General features: G+C 41.7%; 13 protein-coding genes, 2 tRNA genes, 3 rRNA genes and 1 pseudogene. 15 read left to right on the top strand and 4 right to left on the bottom strand.

Annotated elements, in window-relative coordinates:
- Positions 1 to 38 precede the first annotated feature (38 nt).
- Both CDG55_RS12340 and miaB read right to left on the bottom strand, forming a co-directional pair.
- A complete protein-coding gene (locus CDG55_RS12340) occupies positions 39 to 1,115 on the bottom strand; it encodes a PhoH family protein (RefSeq protein ID WP_005162400.1) in 1,077 nt (358 codons plus the stop codon).
- Positions 1,116 to 1,154: 39 nt separating this feature from the next.
- Positions 1,155 to 2,606, bottom strand: coding sequence for a tRNA (N6-isopentenyl adenosine(37)-C2)-methylthiotransferase MiaB (gene miaB, locus CDG55_RS12335; RefSeq protein ID WP_005162399.1), 1,452 nt, complete (start codon positions 2,604 to 2,606; stop codon positions 1,155 to 1,157).
- 299 nt (positions 2,607 to 2,905) lie between these two features.
- Here miaB and CDG55_RS12330 point away from each other — a divergent pair, with 299 nt between their 5' ends.
- The 4 genes from CDG55_RS12330 to CDG55_RS12315 all read left to right on the top strand — a co-directional run bounded on the left by CDG55_RS12330 (position 2,906) and on the right by CDG55_RS12315 (position 7,082).
- Positions 2,906 to 4,813 (top strand): transglycosylase SLT domain-containing protein, encoded by a 1,908-nt coding sequence (locus CDG55_RS12330; RefSeq protein WP_416333009.1) that lies wholly within the window; start codon positions 2,906 to 2,908, stop codon positions 4,811 to 4,813.
- Between the two features lie 27 nt (positions 4,814 to 4,840).
- The gene (locus tag CDG55_RS12325) at positions 4,841 to 5,527 is read left to right on the top strand and encodes a ribonuclease I (RefSeq protein WP_416332999.1); all 687 of its coding nucleotides are present in this window, start codon (positions 4,841 to 4,843) and stop codon (positions 5,525 to 5,527) included.
- Between the two features lie 167 nt (positions 5,528 to 5,694).
- Positions 5,695 to 6,681, top strand: a complete 987-nt coding sequence (locus CDG55_RS12320) for a malate dehydrogenase (RefSeq protein WP_005162390.1) — start codon at positions 5,695 to 5,697, stop codon at positions 6,679 to 6,681.
- Positions 6,682 to 6,839: 158 nt separating this feature from the next.
- Positions 6,840 to 7,082, top strand: a complete 243-nt coding sequence (locus CDG55_RS12315; RefSeq protein ID WP_087537277.1) for a DUF2789 family protein — start codon at positions 6,840 to 6,842, stop codon at positions 7,080 to 7,082.
- A 25-nt stretch (positions 7,083 to 7,107) separates the two neighbouring features.
- On the opposite strand, the gene CDG55_RS12310 is transcribed toward CDG55_RS12315, so the two are convergent.
- Complete coding sequence (locus CDG55_RS12310) at positions 7,108 to 7,635, bottom strand: hypothetical protein (RefSeq protein ID WP_005162378.1); 528 nt, start codon at positions 7,633 to 7,635, stop codon at positions 7,108 to 7,110.
- 64 nt (positions 7,636 to 7,699) lie between these two features.
- Positions 7,700 to 8,311, bottom strand: a complete 612-nt coding sequence (locus tag CDG55_RS12305; RefSeq protein WP_005162377.1) for a 2OG-Fe(II) oxygenase — start codon at positions 8,309 to 8,311, stop codon at positions 7,700 to 7,702.
- Positions 8,312 to 8,430: 119 nt separating this feature from the next.
- Here CDG55_RS12305 and CDG55_RS12300 point away from each other — a divergent pair, with 119 nt between their 5' ends.
- The 11 genes and pseudogenes from CDG55_RS12300 (at position 8,431) to CDG55_RS12250 (ending at position 19,674) form a co-directional block, all read left to right on the top strand.
- Positions 8,431 to 9,288, top strand: a complete 858-nt coding sequence (locus tag CDG55_RS12300) for a 23S rRNA (adenine(2030)-N(6))-methyltransferase RlmJ (protein ID WP_087537276.1) — start codon at positions 8,431 to 8,433, stop codon at positions 9,286 to 9,288.
- Positions 9,289 to 9,337: 49 nt separating this feature from the next.
- Positions 9,338 to 10,171, top strand: a complete 834-nt coding sequence (gene pssA / locus CDG55_RS12295) for a CDP-diacylglycerol--serine O-phosphatidyltransferase (RefSeq protein WP_087537275.1) — start codon at positions 9,338 to 9,340, stop codon at positions 10,169 to 10,171.
- Positions 10,172 to 10,188: 17 nt separating this feature from the next.
- Positions 10,189 to 11,250, top strand: a complete 1,062-nt coding sequence (locus CDG55_RS12290) for a DUF6670 family protein (protein ID WP_087537274.1) — start codon at positions 10,189 to 10,191, stop codon at positions 11,248 to 11,250.
- Between the two features lie 413 nt (positions 11,251 to 11,663).
- Positions 11,664 to 13,200 (top strand): 16S ribosomal RNA (locus tag CDG55_RS12285).
- A gap of 59 nt (positions 13,201 to 13,259) precedes the next feature.
- Positions 13,260 to 13,336: transfer RNA gene (locus CDG55_RS12280), tRNA-Ile, on the top strand.
- A 70-nt stretch (positions 13,337 to 13,406) separates the two neighbouring features.
- Positions 13,407 to 13,482, top strand: a tRNA-Ala gene (locus CDG55_RS12275).
- A gap of 380 nt (positions 13,483 to 13,862) precedes the next feature.
- Positions 13,863 to 16,753 (top strand): 23S ribosomal RNA (locus tag CDG55_RS12270).
- A gap of 174 nt (positions 16,754 to 16,927) precedes the next feature.
- Positions 16,928 to 17,042: ribosomal RNA gene (rrf, locus tag CDG55_RS12265) — 5S ribosomal RNA — on the top strand.
- The 16S, 23S and 5S rRNA genes sit together here with 2 tRNA genes alongside, the layout of an rRNA operon.
- 114 nt (positions 17,043 to 17,156) lie before the next feature.
- Positions 17,157 to 17,543, top strand: a complete 387-nt coding sequence (locus CDG55_RS12260; RefSeq protein WP_087535613.1) for a hypothetical protein — start codon at positions 17,157 to 17,159, stop codon at positions 17,541 to 17,543.
- A gap of 242 nt (positions 17,544 to 17,785) precedes the next feature.
- Positions 17,786 to 18,342: pseudogene (locus CDG55_RS12255) on the top strand (DUF4256 domain-containing protein).
- A 168-nt stretch (positions 18,343 to 18,510) separates the two neighbouring features.
- Entirely contained in the window at positions 18,511 to 19,674 is a 1,164-nt protein-coding gene (locus CDG55_RS12250) for an acyl-CoA dehydrogenase family protein (protein WP_087535614.1), read from the top strand.
- Positions 19,675 to 19,715: the final 41 nt, after the last annotated feature.

Genomic DNA, 19,715 nt, shown 5'->3' with positions numbered 1-19,715 from the left:
TTAAAGTATTGCAATAAAAGGGGGAGTGAGGGGGATTTTTAAATGTGTTGCGCATCTGCCGCAGAATCATTTTCTGCAATCAATGCTTCTTGTTTGGCTTTGCGTTCAGCACGAGCTTCAGCAGACAGGCGTTGCTGTTCACTGTCCCAACCTTCGTAGGCCTCAACAATTTTTTGTACCAATTGATGTCGCACCACATCACGGGAATGGAAACGCGTGATATGAATTTCATGTACATTTTCCAGTACACGTAATGCTTGTGCTAAGCCCGATTGTTGCCCACGCGGTAAGTCAACCTGTGTCACGTCACCTGTAATCACAGCACGCGAACCAAACCCTAAACGGGTAAGGAACATTTTCATCTGTTCTGGTGTGGTGTTTTGTGCTTCATCTAAAATCACGAATGAATGGTTCAGCGTGCGTCCACGCATGTAGGCAAGCGGAGCAACCTCAATCACTTGCCGTTCAATCAGTTTGGCCACTTTTTCAAAGCCCAGCATTTCATAGAGAGCATCGTAAAGTGGGCGTAAGTAGGGATCGATCTTTTGTGTCAAATCACCCGGTAGAAAACCGAGTTTCTCGCCAGCTTCAACCGCAGGACGAACCAGTAAGATTCGTTGGATTTCATTACGCTCTAACATATCCACTGCAGCAGCAACTGCTAGATAAGTTTTACCAGTCCCTGCAGGGCCAATCCCGAAGGAAATATCGCTTTGTAAAATACGTTGTACATAACGCTTTTGATTGGCACCACGAGGATTGATTCGCCCTTTGCGGGTCTGTAACCAAACGCTATCTAAGCCTGTATGTTCTTGTTCGGAATCATCCATGAAATCACGATCTGTCTGTGAACCTTGGATCATCAAATGTAAAACATCGGCACTGATTTGTGAGGAAATTTCTGATTCTTGATAGAGCCGTTGCAACAGTGCCTCGGCCCTTTCGACTGTTTCTATATCACCGTCTAGATAAAAGGCATCGCCTCGGTGAGTAATTTTGACATCTAAACGTTGTTCGATTTGCTTTAAATGCCCGTTGTATGCACCGAGCATTCGTTTTAAATGTTCCATGGAAATTTCAGGGAACGTTACAGTACGTTTAATCGCTGAAGTCAAGAGAAACCCTTTTAGCTCACGTGTAGGAATACCCTTACATTACGCCACGTCAGGTTCAAGATTCAAGAGTTCACCATAAACTAAATTTAAAGTTTTAATTTCAGTGATCTCAATCTCTGCGAAACGTCCAACCCATGTCGCATCACCGATAAATGTAACCAAACGAGTATTGTCTGCTGTGCCAACCAATACATTTGGATCTTTATCCGATACTTTTTCAATCAAGACACGTTCAATTTTACCCAGCATAGCATCAGTTTTATCAATACTTGATTGTTTGATCACTTGCTGAACTTGAGCCAAACGGTCTTTTTTCACCTGTTCTGGGGTATCATCTGGCAGGTCAGATGCAGGCGTACCAGGGCGTTTTGAATAGACAAAACTATATGAATGATCAAAATCTAAATCTTTAATAAACTGTAATGTTTCCGCAAAGTGTTCATCTGTTTCACCCGGGAAACCAATAATGAAGTCGCTAGATAAATGCATATCTGGGCGAACTTTACGTAATTTGGCAATTTTATCAATGTAGACATCAATGGTGTGGTTACGTTTCATGGCTTGCAACACATCGTTGGAACCACTTTGTACTGGCAGATGTAAATGTGAAACCATTTGTGGTAAATCACGATAGCATTGAATTAAATCATCAGAAAACTCAAGCGGATGAGAAGTCGTATAGCGTAAACGTCCAATACCTGGAATTTCTGCAACTAAACGCAGCAGTTCAGGGAAAGTGCAAATTTCACCTTCAAAGGTTTCACCACGATAGCCATTCACGTTTTGACCAAGCAAGCTGATCTCACGCACGCCTTTTTCAGCTAAGCCCGCGATTTCAGCCAATACATCATCCAGTGGACGAGAAACCTCTTCACCACGAGTATAAGGTACTACACAGAATGAACAGTATTTAGAACAACCTTCCATGATTGAAACGAATGCTTTAAAGCCTTCCACACGTGGCTCAGGCAAAAAGTCGAACTTTTCAATATCTGGGAAAGAAATATCAACCAACTTGATTTTTTCTTTCTTTGGCTTTTCAACTTGAGCTTGATGTTGATCCAACATTTGTGGCAAACGATGCAAGGTTTGTGGACCAAATACCATATCGACGTATGGTGCACGTTTTTGAATGTTGTCACCTTCCTGAGAGGCAACACAGCCACCGACACCAATCACCAGATCAGGATTCTGTTCTTTGAGTTTACGCCAACGACCTAAGCCACTGAACACTTTTTCTTGTGCTTTTTCGCGAATTGAGCAGGTGTTCATGAGCAGAATGTCTGCATCATTTGGATTGTCAGTGAGCACATAACCATGTGAATCACCCAATAAGTCTGCCATACGATGACTGTCATACTCATTCATCTGACACCCTTGCGTTTCAATATATAATTTTTTAATTGAAACATCAGTGGTGTGCGTTGGCTGGGTAACAGTGTTTTCTGAAGCAGCTTTTACAGCACTTGGAATGAATGTTTGAACCGTCATGCAGGCTCCTAAACAAGGTGGATTTAAACAAACTGCGGATTATAGCAGTATTTTTGCAAGAACGCAGAGAATAAAAAACTGACAAAAATGGACAGTTTATGAATAAAATTGGATGAATTTTAATGAATATGAATCAGCAAGTTACATAACACAACAATTGTATGAAGCCAGACTTATTACACTATGAGGGCAGGGAAAATTGGGCAAATGTATTGATGAAGATGAATAAGCAACATGATTTTACAACAATCATGATCAATAAACTGAATAACAAGAAAAGCTTCCGTCGACTTGTTGCGATGGGCGGCGTGGTGATCTGCTCATCTGTATATGCTCTAGACGAACAATTTACTGATGCTCTACGTGCTGCGAGTTCTGGGAATGTTGCATTGCTCGATCAATATCAATATGAAATGCAAAATGATGTATTAGGTTATTACCCTGAGTATTGGAAATTGAATACCAACCTAGGGCTACAACCTGCTTCTTCAATTATCGCTTTTGCGCAACGTTATCCTCAATCAGCGATGGCTGAAAAATTAGCAGCAGATTATGTCGAAGAAAAAGTAAAACAAGCCAGTTTTAATGAAGCAAAACCTGTACTCAGCTATGTCACTAATCCTGACCAAGAAGAGAGTTGTGCGGTTGCACAAGTCCGTGCCAAAACGGGTGATAGTCTAGTTTTTGCTGAATATAAAGATATTTGGTTAACGACAAGTACACAGCCTGAATCGTGTAATGGTTTAGGGCGACTGATGTTATCTAGTCCCTTGATGACTGCTCAAGATCGTCAACAACGACTTTGGGGACAACTGCGAGCAGGTCAATCTGGTTTAGCGATTGCGACCGCCCAAACTATAGGTCTGGATTTGTCCTTGGCTCAGTTGAATCAGATCCAAGCCAATCCATTGGCATATTTATGGAATGCGCCTAAAGCCAGCGATGCTGATTATGCATATTTAATTTTTGCATTGGGACGTGTCGCAGATAGTGATTTCACCAATGCTTTAGGAAATATTCAGCGTATTGCACAAGATACTCCTCAACCTGTACAAAAATATTTATATCGTACGGTAGGTTATGTGGGTGGAACGACGGTAATGAAGAATGGCTTTAACCGAGAAGTCCTCAATGCCTATGATCAAAGTTATGGTTATCCGTTTAGTCCAGAAGAAGCCGAAATTTATGCACGTCAAGCGATTCGTTTTGGTGCTTGGGAAAGTTTAATTCGTGCAATTGATGCCATGTCAATCACGCAGAAACAAGAAGATCGTTGGCAGTACTGGCTTGCTCGTGCTTCTGAACAGCGCTCAGATGCTGCTTCAAAGCAAGCTGCTCAACAGATTTATCGTAAGCTGGCACAAGCTGGGGATGACTACCATAATTTGCTAGCCAAAGATCGTTTAGGCGAACGTTATAATCATCAGCCTTATAACGAGCAACCAAGTTCACAAGATATTCAACGGTTAAACCAAAATATCCACTTTAAACGTGCATTTGCGTTAAAAAATATTGATGCACCAGCAAATTACATTAATCGCGAATGGAATTGGGCAGTCCGCCAAGCGTATTTGCAGCATGATGATGGTTTACTTTTAGCTGCCGCTAAGCAAGCGCATGATATTGGTTGGTATGACCGAGCAATCTATGCCGCAGACCGTACAACCTCACGCCATAATGATACTTATCGCTATACAACACCACACCGTAGTAATGTCACGAGTCACAGTTACAATGCTGGTATTGATCCAGCTTGGGCATATGGTTTAATGCGCCAAGAAAGTCGGTTTGTTACATCCGCACGTTCACATGTGGGTGCAGGTGGTTTAATGCAAATTATGCCGAATACTGCAAAGTTAGTTGCCCGCCAAATGGGTGAAACTTATAACCCAGCGGCTCTAAATGAAATGAATATCAATATTCGTTATGGGACATACTATCTGTCAATGATTCAAAGCCAACTGAGTGGCAATGCTGTATTAGCAACAGCAGGTTACAATGCTGGCCCAAATCGTGCAAAACGATGGCAGCCAGATTTTCAAACCATGGCGGCTGATCAATACACAGAAACGATTCCATTGTTGGAAACACGTGATTACGTCAAACATGTGATGACCAATGCGACGCATTATGGTGTTGTGTTAGGGCTAGGCGCGCAATCCTTAGAAAAAAGGATGGGGACAATACCTGTGCGCAATGAACCTTAAAGAAACAAAGACATTTAATTTGAAACAATGAAGTTTTTATATTTGATGAAATTTATGAATTTATTCAAGGGACGGTTAGTTCGATCATTGCAGATCTTGATCTGTTACTTGGTCATGTCACTTGCTGCGCCGTTACATGCAGCAGAGAACCCTGATATTTCGGGTTATGTGATGCATGTTCAAATGACTCCTGCAGCTTGTTCCTTTGATTCATCAAGACAAAAACAGCGTAAATGTTTAGAAGGTTATTCTCTTACTATCGCAAGCTTATTGCCAGAAGTTCCTCTAAATCGGGATTGTTCCACTAAAACTTCTGCGAAATTATCTCCCTTACAAGCTAAAGTTGTGGCGCGTGTAATGCCCGATGAAAATGCACGTGTGCAACTCTGGCAAAATGTTGGAGGGTGTACATCGATGAATGCCAGTCAATATTTTAGAACGATTATTAATTTTGCTGAGCGCTTAAAAGTACCTGCTGATTTAACGAGTCCGAATACCATTGAAGTGCAAAAAGAAAACCTTCGACAACAATTTATGAAATTAAACCCATCATTACCTCCTACAGGAATTCGCTTTACCTGTCAGTCTTCAAAATTTGATTCCATTTTGACTGAGATTCGGGTGTGTTATCAAAAAAATGGGCAATATAAACAATGTGCAAGTCATATTGTGACGGGATGTCCAAATGAATTTACAATTAAAGGCAGTTATTAAGCTTTTTCTTCATTTAATTTGTATTTTCTATCAGACTTTTGTTGAAATCCATTCCCTTTTACATGCATCTGTGTTTGCTTTAGAGTACAATATTTGCCGTTTATGATAATTCGATTGAACCACTTTAGCGTTCAATTGTGCAAACGCATCTCATTGGAGAATATCACATGAAGCAACCCGTTCGTGTTGCCGTTACAGGCGCTGCAGGTCAAATTGGTTATAGCTTATTATTCCGTATCGCAAGCGGTGAAATGTTAGGTAAAGATCAACCTGTAATTTTACAATTGCTTGAAGTTCCTTTTGAGAAAGCTCAACAAGCGCTTAAAGGCGTAATGATGGAACTTGATGACTGTGCTTTCCCTTTATTGGCAGGCATGATCGGGACTGATGATCCTAAAGTTGCATTTAAAGATGCTGACTATGCTTTATTAGTTGGTTCACGTCCACGTGGTCCAGGTATGGAACGTGCTGACTTATTAAAAGTAAATGGCGAAATCTTTATTGGTCAAGGTCAAGCACTTAACGAAGTTGCTAGCCGTGACGTTAAAGTATTGGTTGTAGGTAACCCTGCAAATACCAATGCATACATCGCAATGAAATCTGCTCCAGATCTTCCAGCGAAAAACTTTACAGCAATGTTACGTCTTGACCACAACCGTGCGTTAACTCAACTTGCTCAAAAAGCGGGTGTTGCAGTTTCTGACATCGAAAATATGACAGTTTGGGGTAACCACTCTCCAACAATGTATGCTGACTACCGTTTTGCTAAAGCAAATGGCGAAAGCTTAAAAGACAAAATCAACGATGCGGCTTGGAACAAAGATGTATTCCTTCCTACAGTTGGTAAACGTGGTGCTGCGATTATCGAAGCGCGTGGTTTGTCTTCAGCTGCTTCAGCTGCGAATGCTGCAATCGATCATATGCGTGATTGGGCATTAGGTACAAATGGTCAATGGGTAACTATGGGTATTCCTTCTGACGGTTCTTATGGTATTCCAGAAGGCGTTATGTTTGGTTTCCCTGTAACAACTGAAAACGGTGAATACAAAATCGTTCAAGGTTTAGAAATCGACGAGTTCAGCCGTGAGCGTATCAACTTCACGTTAAATGAACTTGAAGAAGAACGTGCTGCAATTGCAGACATGTTGAACTAATTTATCAGTTTGATAGATTGAAAAAGCACCTTTCATAAGGTGCTTTTTTCATGCTAAGTACACACAAAAAACAACAAGAAAATATAGGCATCTTTCTGTATGTTAGTAGTATTACTGTTAAATTATTTCTATGAAGTAACTTGTTTGGGAGAATAACAATGTTTGAACAACAACCAACACTTGAGCTTTTATTTGAGCAGCTTGGACTGGAGGCAGATGATGCCTCAATTGAAAGTTTTGTAAAAACCCATCAGCTCAGTGCTGACCAGAAATTACATGAAGCTGAGTTTTGGAGCGTAGGTCAGCGAGATTTTCTAAAAAGTCATTGGCACAAAGATGATGAATGGGCCATTGTGATTGATGAACTGAATCAACAGTTGCATGTAGACAGTACCAAATAATGATTCAGTAAAAATAAAGCTCACATCAGTGAGCTTTATTGCGTAATAGGGTGCTAAACCATTCTTCTTTGCGGACTTCACCAAAAGCAGGATGAAGCTGCAATAACTCTAAATCATGTTCTAAGCAAGATACGTATTTCGTTAGCCAATGCCGTGTTAATGCTGGTTCTTGCTTCGCAGCTGAAGCGTAAGCCAAGAAGAAATAAATCTCTAAGTGTTCTGTATATGCCAAAGGTTTAAGAATTTGCTGTGTAATTAAAGCAAAACGCTGCTCTTTGGTTATCTCAAAGTAAATCATATACGCTTTGGCTAAACATAAAGACAAATTCAAATACAAACTTAATGGCATTTCATCATATTCAATACGTGCTTGTTCAAGTAGTATGATTGCTTCCTGTAAGAAGTGTAATTGTTCCTGACGTACATGGCTGAGTACGACTAGCTGTAAACGCAGATCAGCACGCTCTAAAGCAAGTTCAGGACTATTGTTCTCTAAAAAGAGCTGGTCAGTTTCACCAATTCGTGCAATGACTTGTTTCGTCTCATTCGACATGTATTGATCCATAATCATCAGTTATGCTTAGCTATATAAGGCTGTTTTCATGAATTTAAAGGGCTTAGCCCTGATTCCAGATTGAGCCTCCACTGCGTAACCATGCAGTAATGGATAAACGTTGTTGTTTCGATAATAGAACTTCGTGTAATAAATCACTCTGGAAAATTGCAAGACGATTGGGTAGGGGCTGGATGATATGCCATTGACCATTTTTATCCTGCAAACGTAATTGACCGCCCCAATCTTCCTGCCAATCTTTATGTAGATAAAAAACGGTTGAAATCATGCGGTCATTTTTCTGTTGAGGATTATCACGATGTAAAGCATAAAATTCACCTGCGTTATAGCAGGCAAAATGTGCTTCTACTTCTTTAATCCCAAGATAAAACGCCTGATTTAACGCTTGTGAGAACTCTTCTAAAGCTTGGATATGCTGTTGGGCAATCGGTAACTGACCATCAATCCATAGAATATGGTCACTACGGATATGACTGACAACGCCGTTTTGTACTCCTGCTGCTCTGAATTCAGCAAGATGGGTGCTGCATTCTTGTACTAGTGATTCCACATATTCAGCCGAGTAGACATCATCAATTAGAGCAAAACCAAATTCATTTAAATCATCTAAAATTTGATTTAAGTTCCATGAACTTGTGAAAGAGGTTTGTTGCATAGAACTCCAGTTCATTAGTAAGTTGATTACAGTGCAATTTTAGATGATCACATCAACGCTAAAGAATACTTTTTTCTTTCATGTTAAACTATCCTTTGAATTGAGGAATAATTGTCAACATGAATTACCGTCACCATTTCCATGCGGGTAACTTTGCCGATGTTATGAAGCATGTACTTTTGCTTCAACTGCTCGCTCGTTTAAATGCTAAAGATAAACCTTATCGATATATCGATAACCATGGTGGTGCAGGTAAATATGATTTATCTACGTCTGAAGCACAAAAATCAGGTGAGTTTTTAACGGGTATCCATCGATTGGTCAAGCTTGATGATTCGATTAAACGTAATGCACCTGAAGGCATAAAACAATATCTTAAAATTGTTGAAGATATGCGTGCATGTTCAGGTAAAGGCGCTTATCCAGGTTCACCTTGGTTTGCGCTTGAGGGCATGCGTGATATTGATAAAGCAACTATATTTGAAATGCAGCGTGATGTGTTTCAACAATTGTATTTTAATATTCGTGATAAACGTGCGGGCTTGCATGAGCGTGATTTTTATGAAGGTCTGATGGGTGTCATTCCACCTAAAGAAAAACGCGGATTGGTCATGATTGACCCACCTTACGAAATTGAGCGTAAAGACTTCCCACAATTGGTTGAAATTCTCCAAGCCGCACATAAAAAATGGCCAACAGGTGTGTTTGCAGTTTGGTATCCAATCAAAGATCGCGCCATGATTGAACGTTTTGAAAAGAAAATGTTCAAAACAGGAATTCGTCGCCAATTAATTTGTGAAATTTGTGTTTGGCCTGATGACACGCCAGTTGGCTTGAATGGATGTGGTTTACTCGTGATTAACCCCCCTTGGAAATTCTCTGAAGATGCAGACCAAGCCTTACAATGGCTATTCCCGCATTTACGTATGAGTGAAAATGGTGGTCATGCCGCTGTGCGTTGGTTGGTGGGTGAATAACCCATCTCGCCACTAAAGAAGTCAAAATATTCTCGAGGAATTGAAAATAATGACAAATTCTCTTAAACCTGATGCTGATTTAAATGAAGAAGACCATTCTTTTGATGGCATCACCTTTGAAGTAGAAGAAGAAGAACAAACGCATGAAGGGCAAAAAGTAAAACGCCGTGGTATTTATTTATGGCCTAATCTTATTACTACGGCAGCGTTGCTTTCTGGTTTTTACTCCATTATTGCGAGTATGAATGGCAACTTTAATCAGGCGATTTACGCAATCTTTTTAGCTGCATTGCTTGATGGATTAGATGGTCGAGTTGCACGCGCAATCGGTGCGCAAAGTGCATTTGGTGAGCAGTATGATTCACTTTCTGACTTATTAGCTTTTGGTGTTGCACCAGCGATTCTGATGTATAGCTGGAGTTTACATGATCTTGGACGTATCGGTTTAGCTTGTTGTTTTATTTATACCGCGTGTGCTGCATTTCGTTTAGCACGTTTTAATGTGCAAATTGGTGTGGTGGATAAGCGTTACTTTATTGGAATTGCGAGCCCATTAGCTGCTGTTACTGTGATTTCAGTGGTGTGGGTCGGTCGTGATTTCCCATTTGTTTTTGATTTAAAAGATATTGTGATTCAAGTAATCAACTCTGTTGTGATGGTTGGTGTTGGTTTACTTATGATTTCAAATATCAAATACTATTCATTTAAACAAATGGATCGTAAACGTGTACCTTTTGTTGTGATGTTGCCTGTGGTCTTGATTTTTGCGGCAATCACGTACAACATTCCAGTAGGAATCCTGATTGTATCTATTCTCTATATCCTTTCAGGTTTCATCACGACATTACTAGCCAAAAAGAATGATTCAAAAATAACACCCTAAAAAAATGGAGGTTCAGTATGCCAATATTGATGAATAACAATCAATTAAAGCGGCTGAACCTCAATAAGTCAGAAGCTTTAACATTCTATCCGCCAAAAGGCTTATTTAAAATTGTTTATCAAGCTTTAATTCTGCCGAATTTACCTGAGCCCTTTTATTACTTAAATTTTATTAGTCTAATCGGTCAACCTCGTATTCCCATTTGTTATAATCCAAGTGCAATTTCCACAACTGCGATCGATACAGCTACAGTTTTGGTAAGCAGTAGCTTATCAACAGTTGGACATCTAAAAAGTTATAGTGCAAAAGAACAGTGTCAATTGGAGCAAGACCGTTATCAGTTTTTAGATGTAGATCAAATCCAAGTTGATTTCCCAAATTATTATTTTAAGCGTGATGATGATGAGCTCGGTTGTCAACTCCAAGTGAATATTGACTCTGAAATAGAAAATCATTCAGCTTTACAATGGGGAGTTGGCGATTATTGGTATGTGCGTTGCCAATGTGAAGGGGAAATCACCTATAAAAAACAAAAGTATCAAATTGAAGCACAGGGTATTTTAAAACATGCTAGAGCCATGTATTTGCCTTTTATAGCCTTTCATTTTTTTACTTATCAAATCATTCAGATTAATCCAGATTTGCAAATTATTTTGTCCGAACTCAGAAACCAGTGGAATAGTATTATTTTTTCTCGGATTGAAATTCAGTCGAATGAACAGCAATCTCGACTTTATGATGATCAAATCATTTTTGATGTCACGCGTGTTTATCCAAAAGTTCAGACACCCAATGGTCGTGATATGTATTTGCCTCGAGAATTTATTTGGCAATATTCGGAAAAGGATGTTGTTGTCTTTCAACTAACAGCACAAAGTCGAGGTGATTATAAATTTGGTTTGGCAGCAGGTTATGTGGGCAGCTTTCACTATCAACTCTTATGGGACAATGAGAGTTATGAGGGCACGGGATACTGTGAATATATCGATTGCAGACCTTTACACTGGCAAGAAAAAAATAAAACTGAGCAAATAATCGACCAAATCACACATTTTCAGCCTTATTTGTGTAAAAAATAATCGGTTGGTGCAATAAGTGAAATAAATTTGAATAAATCCCTTGCACCTGATGTGAAATGGTGTAGAATGCACATCCATCGGCGGTGATGCAGATAAAAACTTGTTGAGAAACAAGGATTTGGCTAAAGTAGTTAGGTTCTTGGGTTGATTAGTGAGTTTTAAAAATATCGAAATTACCTGTTGACTTTAATTTAGATTAGAGTAACATAGCCGACCTAGCTTGGTGATGACGAATCATCGAGAAGATCATTAAGAGAATAGAAGAACAACTTGTGTGGATTTTTACTGGTTGATCGATCGAAAATATTTCATTGATTGAATGGTAGAAATTTCTCGAAGTTTATTTGAGCGAATTTTTAGTCAGAAAATTGATGAGCCAGATTTAGTACTTTTAGTAAAGTACAAATGATTTTAAACTGAAGAGTTTGATCATGGCTCAGATTGAACGCTGGCGGCAGGCTTAACACATGCAAGTCGAGCGGGGTGATGTGCTTCGGTACTGATCCTAGCGGCGGACGGGTGAGTAATGCTTAGGAATCTGCCATTTAGTGGGGGACAACATTCCGAAAGGAATGCTAATACCGCATACGTCCTACGGGAGAAAGCAGGGGATCTTCGGACCTTGCGCTAAATGATGAGCCTAAGTCGGATTAGCTAGTTGGTGGGGTAAAGGCCTACCAAGGCGACGATCTGTAGCGGGTCTGAGAGGATGATCCGCCACACTGGGACTGAGACACGGCCCAGACTCCTACGGGAGGCAGCAGTGGGGAATATTGGACAATGGGCGGAAGCCTGATCCAGCCATGCCGCGTGTGTGAAGAAGGCCTTTTGGTTGTAAAGCACTTTAAGCGAGGAGGAGGCTACCTGGATTAATACTCTGGGATAGTGGACGTTACTCGCAGAATAAGCACCGGCTAACTCTGTGCCAGCAGCCGCGGTAATACAGAGGGTGCGAGCGTTAATCGGATTTACTGGGCGTAAAGCGTGCGTAGGCGGCTGATTAAGTCGGATGTGAAATCCCTGAGCTTAACTTAGGAATTGCATTCGATACTGGTCAGCTAGAGTATGGGAGAGGATGGTAGAATTCCAGGTGTAGCGGTGAAATGCGTAGAGATCTGGAGGAATACCGATGGCGAAGGCAGCCATCTGGCCTAATACTGACGCTGAGGTACGAAAGCATGGGGAGCAAACAGGATTAGATACCCTGGTAGTCCATGCCGTAAACGATGTCTACTAGCCGTTGGGGCCTTTGAGGCTTTAGTGGCGCAGCTAACGCGATAAGTAGACCGCCTGGGGAGTACGGTCGCAAGACTAAAACTCAAATGAATTGACGGGGGCCCGCACAAGCGGTGGAGCATGTGGTTTAATTCGATGCAACGCGAAGAACCTTACCTGGCCTTGACATACTAGAAACTTTCCAGAGATGGATTGGTGCCTTCGGGAATCTAGATACAGGTGCTGCATGGCTGTCGTCAGCTCGTGTCGTGAGATGTTGGGTTAAGTCCCGCAACGAGCGCAACCCTTTTCCTTACTTGCCAGCATTTCGGATGGGAACTTTAAGGATACTGCCAGTGACAAACTGGAGGAAGGCGGGGACGACGTCAAGTCATCATGGCCCTTACGGCCAGGGCTACACACGTGCTACAATGGTCGGTACAAAGGGTTGCTACCTAGCGATAGGATGCTAATCTCAAAAAGCCGATCGTAGTCCGGATTGGAGTCTGCAACTCGACTCCATGAAGTCGGAATCGCTAGTAATCGCGGATCAGAATGCCGCGGTGAATACGTTCCCGGGCCTTGTACACACCGCCCGTCACACCATGGGAGTTTGTTGCACCAGAAGTAGGTAGTCTAACCGCAAGGAGGACGCTTACCACGGTGTGGCCGATGACTGGGGTGAAGTCGTAACAAGGTAGCCGTAGGGGAACCTGCGGCTGGATCACCTCCTTAACGAAAGATTGACGATCGGTAAGAATCCACAACAAGTTGTTCTTCGAAGATGTATCTGAGGGTCTGTAGCTCAGTTGGTTAGAGCACACGCTTGATAAGCGTGGGGTCACAAGTTCAAGTCTTGTCAGACCCACCACTACTGACGAAGTGATGAATAATCACAAGCTGCTAGATAAAAAGATATGTCGTTCATTATGATTAAAGCTGGGGACTTAGCTTAGTTGGTAGAGCGCCTGCTTTGCACGCAGGAGGTCAGGAGTTCGACTCTCCTAGTCTCCACCATGAATTAAATGAAATGTTTAATTCTGAGCTAAATAGATTATAGAGTTTAATGAATAAAAAGATTAAGTAATTGATCTTGGTTTATTAATCTCTGTGATTTATCACAGTTTACTACGCACCGACGAGGTGGTAGTTAATCATTAACAGATTAGAAAATTGAGTCTGAAATAAATTGTTCACTCAAGAATTTAAGTTGATCGAAGTAATTTGATTGATTTAAACATATTGAGAACTAGCAAAAACACTGAATCAAGCGTTTTGGTATATGAATTTAGATTGAAGCTGTATGGTGATTAAATTCACAGACAACAAACCAGTAGCAATTAAGTTTGCAACGCTAACACTCACTTGTATGTGTTAACGACTGTTTGGGGTTGTATAGTCAAGTAATTAAGTGCATGTGGTGGATGCCTTGGCAGTCAGAGGCGAAGAAAGACGTGATAGCCTGCGAAAAGCTCCGGGGAGGCGGCAAATATCCTTTGATCCGGAGATTTCTGAATGGGGGAACCCACCCGCTATAAGGCGGGTATCATAAGCTGAATACATAGGCTTATGAAGCGAACGAGGGGAAGTGAAACATCTCAGTACCCTTAGGAAAAGAAATCAATTGAGATTCCCTTAGTAGCGGCGAGCGAACGGGGATCAGCCCATTAAGTTGTGTGTGTTCTAGTGGAACGCTCTGGGAAGTGCGAACGTAGAGGGTGATATTCCCGTACACGAAAGGGCACACACAATGATGACGAGTAGGGCGAGGCACGTGAAACCTTGTCTGAATATGGGGGGACCATCCTCCAAGGCTAAATACTCCTGACTGACCGATAGTGAACCAGTACCGTGAGGGAAAGGCGAAAAGAACCCCTGTGAGGGGAGTGAAATAGATCCTGAAACCGCATGCATACAAGCAGTGGGAGCCGACTTGTTCGGTGACTGCGTACCTTTTGTATAATGGGTCAGCGACTTACATTCAGTAGCAAGGTTAACCGTATAGGGGAGCCGTAGAGAAATCGAGTCTTAATAGGGCGTTTAGTTGCTGGGTGTAGACCCGAAACCAGGCGATCTATCCATGAGCAGGTTGAAGGTTGGGTAACACTAACTGGAGGACCGAACCCACTGTCGTTGAAAAGCCAGGGGATGACTTGTGGATAGGGGTGAAAGGCTAATCAAGCCTGGTGATAGCTGGTTCTCCCCGAAAGCTATTTAGGTAGCGCCTCGGACGAATACCATTGGGGGTAGAGCACTGTTTCGGCTAGGGGGTCATCCCGACTTACCAAACCGATGCAAACTCCGAATACCAATGAGTACTATCCGGGAGACAGACTGCGGGTGCTAACGTCCGTAGTCAAGAGGAAAACAATCCAGACCGCCAGCTAAGGCCCCAAAATCATAGTTAAGTGGGAAACGATGTGGGAAGGCATAGACAGCTAGGAGGTTGGCTTAGAAGCAGCCACCCTTTAAAGAAAGCGTAATAGCTCACTAGTCGAGTCGGCCTGCGCGGAAGATGTAACGGGGCTAAAACTATGTGCCGAAGCTGCGGATTTGACATTAGTCAAGTGGTAGGGGAGCGTTCTGTAAGCCGATGAAGGTGTATTGAGAAGTATGCTGGAGGTATCAGAAGTGCGAATGCTGACGTGAGTAACGACAAAACGGGTGAAAAACCCGTTCGCTGAAAGACCAAGGGTTCCAGTCCAACGTTAATCGGGGCTGGGTGAGTCGACCCCTAAGGCGAGGCCGAAAGGCGTAGTCGATGGGAAATTGGTTAATATTCCAATACTTCTGTGTAATGCGATGAGAGGACGGAGAAGGTTAAGTCAGCCTGGCGTTGGTTGTCCAGGTGGAAGGTTGTAGGCATGTATCTTAGGCAAATCCGGGGTACTCTATGCTGAGAACTGATAGCAAGCTGTACTTGTACAGTGAAGTGGCTGATACCATGCTTCCAGGAAAAGTCTCTAAGCTTCAGTTACACAGGAATCGTACCCGAAACCGACACAGGTGGTCAGGTCGAGTAGACCAAAGCGCTTGAGAGAACTCTGCTGAAGGAACTAGGCAAAATGGTACCGTAACTTCGGGAGAAGGTACGCTGCTGACGGTGATGGGACTTGCTCCCTGAGCTATTGGCAGCCACAGAAACCAGGCCGCTGCAACTGTTTATTAAAAACATAGCACTCTGCAAACACGAAAGTGGACGTATAGGGTGTGATGCCTGCCCGGTGCTGGAAGGTTAATTGATGGGGTTAGCGTAAGCGAAGCTCTTGATCGAAGCCCCAGTAAACGGCGGCCGTAACTATAACGGTCCTAAGGTAGCGAAATTCCTTGTCGGGTAAGTTCCGACCTGCACGAATGGCATAATGATGGCGGCGCTGTCTCCAGCAGAGGCTCAGTGAAATCGAAATCGCTGTGAAGATGCAGTGTACCCGCGGCTAGACGGAAAGACCCCGTGAACCTTTACTGCAGCTTGACATTGAACTTTGACCTTACTTGTGTAGGATAGGTGGGAGGCTTTGAAGTTGGAACGCTAGTTCCAATGGAGCCGTCCTTGAAATACCACCCTGGTAATGTTGAGGTTCTAACTCTGCCCCGTAATCCGGGGCGAGGACCATGTCTGGTGGGTAGTTTGACTGGGGCGGTCTCCTCCTAAAGAGTAACGGAGGAGTACGAAGGTGCGCTCAGCGTGGTCGGAAATCACGCGTAGAGTATAAAGGCAAAAGCGCGCTTAACTGCGAGACCCACAAGTCGAGCAGGTACGAAAGTAGGTCTTAGTGATCCGGTGGTTCTGTATGGAAAGGCCATCGCTCAACGGATAAAAGGTACTCTGGGGATAACAGGCTGATACCGCCCAAGAGTTCATATCGACGGCGGTGTTTGGCACCTCGATGTCGGCTCATCTCATCCTGGGGCTGAAGCAGGTCCCAAGGGTATGGCTGTTCGCCATTTAAAGAGGTACGCGAGCTGGGTTTAGAACGTCGTGAGACAGTTCGGTCCCTATCTACCGTGGGCGCTGGAAATTTGAGAGGATCTGCTCCTAGTACGAGAGGACCAGAGTGGACGAACCTCTGGTGTACCGGTTGTGACGCCAGTCGCATCGCCGGGTAGCTATGTTCGGAAGGGATAACCGCTGAAAGCATCTAAGCGGGAAGCCTACCTCAAGATAAGATTTCCCTAGGAATTTATTCCTCTAAAGAGCCGTTCGAGACTAGGACGTTGATAGGTTGGGTGTGGAAGCACGGTGACGTGTGAAGCTGACCAATACTAATTGCTCGTGAGGCTTGACTATACAACACCCAAACAGTTGTTGTATTCAAGATAAATTCAATACACAACTTGATTTAGTGTATAAACTAGTTACAATACGACTCAATTAACTAATCCGTTAATAACTCTTTGGATCGTAAGTAAGGCAAACATTATTAATTAATGTGAATAAGACCCGAAAACACCACAACAGTTTGCTGGCGACAATAGCAAGAGTGAACCACCTGATCCCTTCCCGAACTCAGAAGTGAAACCTCTTAGCGCTGATGGTAGTGTGGCATTTGCCATGTGAGAGTAAGTCATCGCCAGCTTTTAAATACTAACACCCCCTCCGCTAGCGCAGAGGGGGTGTTTTTTATTGAAATAAGAAAATGAAAATAGCGTTTATGCTAATATCCTTATAAAGGTTTAGATTATTTATAACGATGATTCAAAAAAATATTTTATGGGTAGATTGTTGTGCCGCTGTTTCAGCAGGTTTAATAGTTTTGCTTGTAGCACAATGGTTAAGTCAAATGTATCATTTACCAAAAAGCATCATCATTTTTATTAGTTGTACTAATTTATTGTATGCATGTTATTCATTTATATTAGCAAATTATAGAAGGCGATCAGCTACTCTCATCAATATTCTTGTGATAGCAAATGGATTTTGGTGCATTATTTGTTTGATTATAATATGGTGGTTTTGGCATGAAATGACGATATTGGCAATTATGCATATTGGTGGAGAAGCAATTTTTGTCGCTACTTTGGCAAAATTCGAGTATCTCTGGAGAAATAGGCTAGTAGTTAGTAACTTTATTTCGTAGTTAATATTAAATCTAAGAACTATAAAATAATTAAGCTTAAATAAATCAAATATATATCTAAAAAATCTGAACTCAAATTTCTATAATAGCTAAAAAGTCAGGTGTATTTTTTGTTCTATTTTTAATTTAAATATTTATAAAATGGATCATTTAAGTGAAAATTTGATTAAGTGGTTATTCTAGTTTTCATCATTTACATAGATATAAATAATAGATTATTGAAAAAGTGGGGTGTAAATATAATGGAAAAAAAATTGGTTGAGAGCGAGAAGAAGTTATTGTTGGAAAAATTAAAAATTCGCTTTGAAAACAACATGGATCGACATTTAAACTTAAGTTGGTATCAGCTTGAGGAAAGATTAAAACAAGTTCCAGATAAATTATGGTCATTGCATCAAATGGAAGAAACAGGTGGAGAACCTGACATAGTATCAATATATTCAGACTCATCTGAGATCATATTTTATGATTGTTCATTAGAATGACCCAAAGGTCGCAGAAGTCTTTGCTACGATCGAGAGGCACTAAATTCACGGAAAGAACATAAACCAATTAGCAATGCTGTTGATGAAGCAGAAGTGATGGGAGTTGAATTGCTGACAGAAGAGCAATATAAGCAATTACAGTCTATTGAGCATTTTGATTTAAAGACGTCGAGTTGGGTGAAAACGCCAGATGATATTCGGGTGAAAGGAGGAGCTATTTTTGTGATTGTCGTTATGGACGAGTTTTCACTTATCACAATGGTGCTCAATCTTATTATTCAACTCGAGGATTTCGTAGTTTGTTAAAAATCTAAGTTCCATTGGGATGAATGATTCCTTGTAGGAAGTTAAAGTAATCGAACCAATTGAATATTTTTTTAATTTTAAATTTTGCCAAGCGCTTGCTTGGTTTTGGCGGTTTTGATACCTTAATGTTCACTAAATACTCGAAAACAATGATCAATAATTATTAGGAAGCAAGCATGCTACTCAACCCTTTATATTACACCGAGCAACATTTAGCCTTTGCTGAGAGTGTTAGGCGCTTTACTGAAAAGGAAATTAGTCCTTTTATCACTGAATGGGATGAAGCGGAAACTTTTCCGCGTGAGCTGTATAAAAAGGCCGCTGATATAGGCTTGCTGGGTGTTGGCTTTGATGAAAATTATGGTGGTATTGCGGGAACGGATGCATTTTATACGTTGCTGGCTTCGGTTGAATTAGCCAAGTCTGCATCAGGTGGTTTAGCGGCTTCTTTGCTTTCACATACGATTGGAACACCACCCATTCAGCATTTTGCTCAAGAAGAGGTCAAGGCTGAAGTTTTACCACAAATTTTGTCAGGAGAAAAAATCTCTGCATTGGCAATTACTGAACCTAGTGGTGGTTCGGATGTTGCGGCTTTGAAAACCAAAGCGGTTCGAGATGGTGACGATTATATTGTCAGTGGTGAAAAGACCTTTATTACATCGGGTATTCGTGCGGATTATTATTCTGTTGCGGTGAGAACTGATCCTAATGCTAAGGGAGCTAATGGTATTTCAATGCTGTTGATAGATGCACATAGTGAGGGCATTAGCAAATCCAAGTTGGATAAGATGGGCTGGTGGGCATCGGATACAGCGCATTTGCACTTTGATAGTGTGCGAGTACCAGCCAAAAACTTACTTGGTGCCGAAAATATGGGCTTCTTTGTCATTATGAACAACTTTAACATGGAGCGATTTTTTCTTGCAGCCAGTAGCTATGGTTATGGGTTGGTTTGCTATGAAGAAGCTTTGGATTGGGCGAAGCAGCGACAAACTTTTGGTAAACGCTTAATTGATCATCAAGTTGTTCGTCATAAGCTAGTAGATATGGCGACACGTTTAACTTCAACTCGTGCGTTATTGGAAGATACAGCCTATCGTTTAGGAAAACCAGAATTGCAGGGTAATGAACTGATTGCACAAATTTGCATGCTTAAAAATGTAGCAACACAAACCATGCAATTTTGTGCTGATGCTGCCGTTCAGACTTTAGGAGGGATGGGTTTTATGCGTGGCACAAAATCTGAACGTATCTATCGTGAAGTGAAAGTGAACATGATTGGTGGTGGTGCAGAGGAAATTATGAAAGACCTTGCCAGCCGCCAACTTGGTTATTAAGCGAAATTTTAAGGCTTTAAACCATGATGAGATTGGTCTAA

It is taken from the genome of Acinetobacter sp. WCHA45 (genome assembly GCF_002165255.2).
Lineage (GTDB): Bacteria > Pseudomonadota > Gammaproteobacteria > Pseudomonadales > Moraxellaceae > Acinetobacter.
This window is presented reverse-complemented; position numbering and strand designations above follow the sequence as displayed.

Bases quoted from the DNA above. Each gene is read 5' to 3' on its own strand.
- miaB (WP_005162399.1), bottom strand. From the start codon at position 2,606: ATGACGGTTCAAACATTCATTCCAAGTGCTGTAAAAGCTGCTTCAGAA.
- CDG55_RS12330 (WP_416333009.1), top strand. From the start codon at position 2,906: ATGGGCGGCGTGGTGATCTGCTCATCTGTATATGCTCTAGACGAACAA.
- CDG55_RS12325 (WP_416332999.1), top strand. From the start codon at position 4,841: ATGAAGTTTTTATATTTGATGAAATTTATGAATTTATTCAAGGGACGG.
- CDG55_RS12320 (WP_005162390.1), top strand. From the start codon at position 5,695: ATGAAGCAACCCGTTCGTGTTGCCGTTACAGGCGCTGCAGGTCAAATT.
- CDG55_RS12315 (WP_087537277.1), top strand. From the start codon at position 6,840: ATGTTTGAACAACAACCAACACTTGAGCTTTTATTTGAGCAGCTTGGA.
- CDG55_RS12310 (WP_005162378.1), bottom strand. From the start codon at position 7,635: ATGTCGAATGAGACGAAACAAGTCATTGCACGAATTGGTGAAACTGAC.
- CDG55_RS12305 (WP_005162377.1), bottom strand. From the start codon at position 8,311: ATGCAACAAACCTCTTTCACAAGTTCATGGAACTTAAATCAAATTTTA.
- CDG55_RS12300 (WP_087537276.1), top strand. From the start codon at position 8,431: ATGAATTACCGTCACCATTTCCATGCGGGTAACTTTGCCGATGTTATG.
- pssA (WP_087537275.1), top strand. From the start codon at position 9,338: ATGACAAATTCTCTTAAACCTGATGCTGATTTAAATGAAGAAGACCAT.
- CDG55_RS12290 (WP_087537274.1), top strand. From the start codon at position 10,189: ATGCCAATATTGATGAATAACAATCAATTAAAGCGGCTGAACCTCAAT.
- CDG55_RS12260 (WP_087535613.1), top strand. From the start codon at position 17,157: ATGATTCAAAAAAATATTTTATGGGTAGATTGTTGTGCCGCTGTTTCA.
- CDG55_RS12250 (WP_087535614.1), top strand. From the start codon at position 18,511: ATGCTACTCAACCCTTTATATTACACCGAGCAACATTTAGCCTTTGCT.